General features: G+C 54.1%; 8 protein-coding genes. All 8 read right to left on the bottom strand.

What is annotated here, in order from left to right; all coding sequences use genetic code 11:
* Nucleotides 1–60 precede the first annotated feature (60 nt).
* Complete coding sequence (locus ACOSYY_RS00895; RefSeq protein ID WP_421660347.1) at nucleotides 61–450, bottom strand: hypothetical protein; 390 nt, start codon at nucleotides 448–450, stop codon at nucleotides 61–63.
* A gap of 114 nt (nucleotides 451–564) precedes the next feature.
* Entirely contained in the window at nucleotides 565–1,992 is a 1,428-nt protein-coding gene (gatB, locus tag ACOSYY_RS00900) for an Asp-tRNA(Asn)/Glu-tRNA(Gln) amidotransferase subunit GatB (RefSeq protein WP_421660348.1), read from the bottom strand.
* On the bottom strand, nucleotides 1,989–2,312 hold the full coding sequence (locus ACOSYY_RS00905) for a YtxH domain-containing protein (RefSeq protein ID WP_421660349.1): 324 nt from the start codon (nucleotides 2,310–2,312) through the stop codon (nucleotides 1,989–1,991). Before ACOSYY_RS00905 ends, gatB begins: the two co-directional genes overlap by 4 nt.
* Nucleotides 2,302–2,709 carry a DUF948 domain-containing protein gene (locus ACOSYY_RS00910; protein ID WP_421660350.1) on the bottom strand — a complete coding sequence of 136 codons (408 nt, stop codon included), beginning with the start codon at nucleotides 2,707–2,709 and terminating at the stop codon, nucleotides 2,302–2,304. Before ACOSYY_RS00910 ends, ACOSYY_RS00905 begins: the two co-directional genes overlap by 11 nt.
* 51 nt (nucleotides 2,710–2,760) lie before the next feature.
* Nucleotides 2,761–4,227, bottom strand: a complete 1,467-nt coding sequence (gene gatA / locus ACOSYY_RS00915) for an Asp-tRNA(Asn)/Glu-tRNA(Gln) amidotransferase subunit GatA (protein ID WP_421660351.1) — start codon at nucleotides 4,225–4,227, stop codon at nucleotides 2,761–2,763.
* A 74-nt stretch (nucleotides 4,228–4,301) separates the two neighbouring features.
* Nucleotides 4,302–4,658: an aspartate 1-decarboxylase gene (panD, locus tag ACOSYY_RS00920; RefSeq protein WP_421660353.1), complete on the bottom strand. Its 357-nt coding sequence runs from the start codon at nucleotides 4,656–4,658 to the stop codon at nucleotides 4,302–4,304.
* A 72-nt stretch (nucleotides 4,659–4,730) separates the two neighbouring features.
* On the bottom strand, nucleotides 4,731–5,027 hold the full coding sequence (gene gatC / locus ACOSYY_RS00925) for an Asp-tRNA(Asn)/Glu-tRNA(Gln) amidotransferase subunit GatC (protein ID WP_421660354.1): 297 nt from the start codon (nucleotides 5,025–5,027) through the stop codon (nucleotides 4,731–4,733).
* A 23-nt stretch (nucleotides 5,028–5,050) separates the two neighbouring features.
* The coding region (glmS, locus tag ACOSYY_RS00930; protein WP_421660355.1) for a glutamine--fructose-6-phosphate transaminase (isomerizing) at nucleotides 5,051–6,130 on the bottom strand (1,080 nt) is incomplete at its 5' end.

The following is a 6,130-nucleotide window of genomic DNA, read 5'->3' on the forward strand; positions in this document are numbered from 1 at the left end:
CAATCGTCGGATTGCCCCGTGAATCGATGATCTGCCTGCCCTTGATTCTTCTAATCGCGCTCATATTAGTTTCTCCAAATCGCATGAAGCGACGCCATCCGCATTACCCACACAGTTGTAATAAATGGAAGAAGACCACCCGTTTGGCACAAACAAATTAACTTTATTGAGGTCTATATTGGCTCGACAGCAGGTCTCCTCATGTGCTTGAACGGTCTTATCAGATGAGGGCATCATCACCGAAAGCTTCAAACCTGATGGTGTAAAGTTAGTTCCTGGATATGGTTCTTCTGAAGAAGGCTCTACCTTCACTACAGATCCATCACACCCAACCCACTCTCCACTCTCAAGAACTGCATACTCTCCTCTTTCATCCTTGCCGAATTCAGAAGCACCTATCTTGACTTCAATTCCGACTGAGTCAACGGCCAAAATATAGCCCTGGTTCATAACTATGCCCCTGACTCGAATTGTCGAATCCTCTAATGGAATATCGCGTTCGAATGATCTAACTTTCCACATATCCCAACTTGTTCCTCAGACCAGAAAGCACAGGACCAGCGATCATCCCAGCTTCTTCTTCAATAATTCGTTCACCTTTCCCGGATTCGCTTTACCCCCGCTCGCCTTCATCACCTGCCCGACGAGAAAACCCAATACTTGTTGTTTGCCTTCCTTGAACTGCGCAATCTGCCCTGGATTCTTGCTGAGAACCGCTTCAATGATCTTCGCCAGCGCCCCCTCGTCGGAAACCTGTGTCAATCCTCTTTCCTGCACGATCAGTTCGGCAGTCTTCCCACTGCTATAGAATTCCGGAAAGATTTCACGCGCGACCTTTAAGCTGATAATTCCTTTGTCCACCATCTGCAACAGGCTCACCAGCCGTTCAGGCGTGACAGGGGATGCTGAAATATCTGTCCCGGAGTTGTTCAACCCTCTCATCAACTCTCCCATCACCCAATTACTCACGGTCTTGGGTTGATCGAACTGCTTCGCGCAAACTTCAAAGTAATCTGCCATGCCCTTCGAAGCCGTCAGAATGGCGGCGTCATATTCAGGCAACCCATAGTCCGACACGAATCGCTTCGTCCGCACGGCCGGCAGTTCGGGCAAGTTGGCACGGAACCCTTCGATCCACTCATCGTCCAACTTCAACGGCACCAGATCAGGGTCTGGGAAATACCGATAATCATGGGCTTCTTCTTTGGAACGCATGACCGCCGTTTCACCACGTTCGATATTCCAGAGCCTCGTTTCCTGGCTGATCTTGCCTCCTTCATTCAACACTTTGGTCTGCCGTTTGATCTCATATTCGATCGCGTCCTTCACATATTTGAAGGAGTTGATGTTCTTCAGCTCGACTTTCGTCCCAAACTCCTGCTGCCCCGACGGGCGCAGCGATAAGTTCGGCTCGCACCGAAAGCTTCCCTCCTCCATGTTTCCGTCGCAGACATCCAGATACATTAAGATTTCCCTCAGTCCTTTGAGGTAGGCGACCACCTCGTCGGCCGAACGCATGTCCGGTTCCGTCACGATCTCCAACAGTGGTGTGCCGGCACGGTTCAGATCTACCCGGCTCCCACTGGTGCCGGTCTCATGGATGTTTTTCCCGGCATCCTCTTCCAAATGCGCGCGACGGATGCGGATTTGTTTTGTCCCGCCGCCATTACGAATCTCAATCCGCCCCTGCCGGCAAATGGGGGATTCATATTGCGAAATCTGATACCCTTTGGGTAGATCCGGGTAAAAATAGTTCTTTCTCGCGAATCGATTGTTCGCCGCGATCGTACAGTTCAACGCCAAGCCTGCACGAACCGCCATTTCGACTGCCATTCGATTGATAACGGGTAGACTGCCTGGAAGGCCGAGACAGACCGGACAGGTCTGGCTGTTCGCCGACAAACCGAATGTCGTGCCGCACCCGCAAAACATCTTGGAGTTGGTCCGCAGTTGAGCGTGAACCTCCACTCCGATGACCGTCTCAAAGATCATCCCCGTTCAGGCTCCTCATTGTGTATGCGACCGCGTTCGCGCCTCACGGCCTCGCGTCCGGCATCGAATGCCTCTCGGAGAACCGACCGCTTCGTTTCCACGAATTCCTTGCCCTGATCGACGACTTCTTCAAATGCCTCACCGGCACGGCCGGCTAGGTCCCGAAGATCGTTCTCCGCGCGGCGGGCATAGCCACGGAGTTGATCTCGCGATTCGCTCCCTGCTTGAGGCGCCAACAACAATGCCGCCACTGCCCCCATCGCCGCACCGCTCAGAAAAGCCAAAAAGATCGCCGCTGATGTTCCTCTGTCATCCGCCATTGTGTGTCCCTCCTTCTTGTCTCATGCGTTCTCGTACAACTTTGGTGGCCGCTTTGAAGCCCGCAACCATGCTGACCACATTGCTCAAAAGCGTGCCGCTCGACCCTCGAACAACATTATGGACGTGTTGCACAGACTCGCCGACTTCACCCACCGCGTGAAGCAATACCGCCGCGTGCTCTACTCCGTCACGTGCCTGGTTGGTTACATCGTTCAAATTTTGACTCATAGACCGAAGTTCCGCCACAAGTCCGGGAATCTCAGCATTCATCTTGGAGAGAAGCTGTTCCGACTCGGCCACTGTTTTGCGGACTTGCATTAATACCGGCACGAGATATCCCACCAGCACAGCGAACGCCACGGCCACGAGGAGTGCGGCGATTTCGACGATTGTCATAGTTTCCAATCCTCCTGGTCTTTCACCCCCAATATCACCCTCAACCGCTCCTTACCGTATCATCGGCTTTTTGAGATGCCATTGTGTCGATTGCTCATAGGCATGTGCGGCTCGAAGCACCGTCTCTTCCTCAAAGGCTCGTCCGATCAGCTGTACGCAAATTGGAAGCCCCGTTTTGCGGAAGCCGCAAGGCAGGGCGATCGCGGGCAATCCGGCCAGATTGACCGAGAGCGTAAAAAGATCGGAGAGGTACATCTGGAGGGGATCTTCGCTTTTTTCACCAAGTTTGAAGGCCGGCGTCGGCGTGGCCGGAGTCACGATTACATCCACTTCTTGGAACGCGGCCGAGAAATCCTGACAGACCATCGTTCGCACAGCTTGGGCCTTCCCGTAATACGCATCGTAATAACCGGCACTCAGCACATACGTGCCCAGCATGATCCGACGCTTCACTTCCGGTCCGAATCCCTCCTGCCGCGTCTTCATGTAGAGTTCAAGGAGATCCTTGGTTTCCTTGGCACGAAAACCGAACTTCACTCCGTCGAAGCGGGCGAGATTCGAGCTGGCTTCGGCCGTCGCGATCACATAGTACACAGCCACGGCCGCATCGGTGCTCGGCAGACGGATTTCCCTGATCTCAGCTCCAAGATTCTTCAATTCGCCAATGGCCGCTCTGACTGCCTGCTCGACGTCCGGGTCGAGGCCTTCGGTAAAAAATTCAACCGGCACGCCGATCTTCAGAGCTTTGAGATCCCGTTTTTGCAGCGCTTTCATGTAATCCGGCACGGAACGGTCGACCGAAGTGGAGTCCATCGGATCATGACCGGCGATGGATTGCAGAAGAAATGCCGCATCAGACACATCTCTCGTGATTGGGCCGATTTGATCCAGCGAGGAGGCGAACGCGACCAAACCATACCTCGAGACTCGGCCGTAGGTAGGCTTCAGTCCCACCACGCCACAGAAGGCGGCCGGCTGCCTGATGGACCCTCCTGTATCTGAGCCGAGTGCCGCTACGCATTCCTCCGCCGCTACCGCCGCCGCAGACCCTCCGCTTGATCCCCCCGGCACACAGTGCACGTTCCAGGGATTTCGGCTGGGGCCGAACGCGGAGTTTTCCGTTGACGATCCCATCGCGAATTCATCTAAATTCGTCTTGCCCAACAAAATGTACTCTTGCGCGCGCAACTTGGCGACGGTCGTCGCATCGTAAGGCGGTATGAAGTTCTGCAACATTCGAGAACTGCAGGTCGTGTGAACGCCCTCCGTACAGATATTATCTGTGATGGCAAGAGGCATTCCGGTCAGAGGTTTGGTCTTCCTCCATTCCTTGAGTTTCTTGTCCAAAGCCTCCGCCTGTAGGAGTGCCGATTCTTTAGTTTGGGTGACGAAGGCCTTCACCTTAGGCTCTACGTGGCTGATACGCAGGAAGTAGGCGCGTGCGATTTCCGTTGCCGCCACTTCCCCTGCCTTGAATTGTTTCTGAAGCTCGACAAGTGTCAGTTTATGAAGGGACATGAATCTCTCACTCCCGACGGGCGAGATGAACACGGACCAACACAGGCATCATCGATCGGCTGGTCCGTCGCATATCAGCTCACCGCCACAATTCGATTTTTGTCATTTACCCGAACGATCTTGGGTAGGTGCTTCTTAATCTCTTCTTCGCCGTAATACTCATAACAAAAGATGATAATGTGATCTCCGATCGCCGCTTTTCGCGCGGTAGGTCCATTCAAAATGATCTCCCCTTTCCCTCGCGTACCGTTGATCGCGTAGGTCATGAATCGCTCTCCGTTATTCAAGTTCGAGCAGAGAATCGCCTCATACGGCAGGATCCCGGCCGCCTCCATCAGGTCCTCATCGATTGTCAAACTGCCTTCATACTCGAGATGGGCACCCGTTACTGTCGCGCGGTGAATTTTCGAACGTAGCATTTGTCGAAACATCTATCTTCTCGTTATTCGTCAATCGCTGCTCATCATTCGTTGTCGCCAACGCACGAGTCGGCAGCCTGACGATTAACGCTCCTCTAGAATTTTTGGTACAACAAACCCGTCAGCTTCACGCTCAGGCGCATTGGCCAAAGCTTTGTCCGGAGGCAGCGATGGCCGCACGAGATCCTCGCGAAACACGTTGACTTGTCCCATGGCGACGGCGGTCGGGTTGATTCCCGTCGTGTCGTACTGGTTCAACGTATCGACATGCGTGAGAATCTGGGTCAACTGTTTGGCAAAGGTTTCCTTCTCGGCCGGGGTGACAGCCAATCGCGCCAACTGCGCCATCTTTTCCACATCCTGCTGCGTAATCTCCATCATCCGCTTCCCTACTCCATTTTCCGCTATTCAACAGTGACGCTTTTGGCAAGATTTCTCGGCTGATCGACATCCGCCCCGCGTAATACCGCAATATGATACGCGAGGAGCTGAAGCGGGATGGTGAACAAAATCGGCGAGATCAGCGAATGGGTATCAGGAACGGTAAACACCGCATCCGCAATCTTGCCGAGCTCCCGCTCTCCTTCCGCTACAAAAGCAATCACCGGCGCATGTCGCGCTTTCACTTCCATCAGATTGCTGACCGTTTTGTCGTACAGTCGGTCCCGAGGCGCCAGGACCACCACCGGCATGTCTTTGTCGATCAGCGCGATCGGACCATGTTTCATCTCGCCCGCGGCATAGCCTTCGGCATGGATGTAGGAAATTTCTTTGAGCTTCAGCGAACCCTCCAGGGCAATCGGATAGTTGATGCCGCGCCCCAAAAACAGAAAATTCCGTTTCTTGAAATACCGCTTGGCAATCGCCACGATTTCGGCCTCTCGCTGCAACACCCGCTCGACCAACACCGGCAACTGCACCAACCGGTCGAGCCAGGCTTTTCCATCCGCTATCTTCATCACATTACGAACTCGCGCAAAATGCAAGGCCAGGAGATACAGCGCGGTGAGTTGGGCGGTAAATGCCTTGGTGGAGGCCACCCCGATCTCCGGCCCGCAGTGCGTGTACAGCACTCCGTCGGACTCACGGGCCAACGTACTGCCGACGACGTTGACGATCGAGACGACGCGAGCACCTTTTTGCTTCGCTTCTCGCGCAGCAGCCAGCGTATCGGCCGTCTCACCGGATTGAGAAATCGTAATGAACAAGTCGTTTTTCCCGACGAGCGGATCGCGATACCGAAACTCGCTGCCGATATCCACCTGAACCGGAGTACGAACCATCTCTTCAAACAGATACTTGCCGACCTGACCTGCATGCCAGGACGTGCCGCAGGCGACGATCCAGATGCGTTCGACCGCTGAGAATTCCTCGGGTGTCAAGCCGATATCAGGAAGATCCGCCTCTCCGGTCTCATAGGAATACCGTCCGCGCATGGTATCAAGAATGGTTTGCGGCTGTTCGTGAATCTCTTTCAGCATGAA

It is taken from the genome of Nitrospira sp. BLG_2 (assembly GCF_049222245.1).

What these genes read in the sequence shown, in the direction of transcription:
- ACOSYY_RS00895 (WP_421660347.1), bottom strand. Translation starts at nt 450, where the DNA reads ATGAACCAGGGCTATATTTTGGCCGTTGACTCAGTCGGAATTGAAGTC.
- gatB (WP_421660348.1), bottom strand. Translation starts at nt 1,992, where the DNA reads ATGATCTTTGAGACGGTCATCGGAGTGGAGGTTCACGCTCAACTGCGG.
- ACOSYY_RS00905 (WP_421660349.1), bottom strand. Translation starts at nt 2,312, where the DNA reads ATGGCGGATGACAGAGGAACATCAGCGGCGATCTTTTTGGCTTTTCTG.
- ACOSYY_RS00910 (WP_421660350.1), bottom strand. Translation starts at nt 2,709, where the DNA reads ATGACAATCGTCGAAATCGCCGCACTCCTCGTGGCCGTGGCGTTCGCT.
- gatA (WP_421660351.1), bottom strand. Translation starts at nt 4,227, where the DNA reads ATGTCCCTTCATAAACTGACACTTGTCGAGCTTCAGAAACAATTCAAG.
- panD (WP_421660353.1), bottom strand. Translation starts at nt 4,658, where the DNA reads ATGTTTCGACAAATGCTACGTTCGAAAATTCACCGCGCGACAGTAACG.
- gatC (WP_421660354.1), bottom strand. Translation starts at nt 5,027, where the DNA reads ATGATGGAGATTACGCAGCAGGATGTGGAAAAGATGGCGCAGTTGGCG.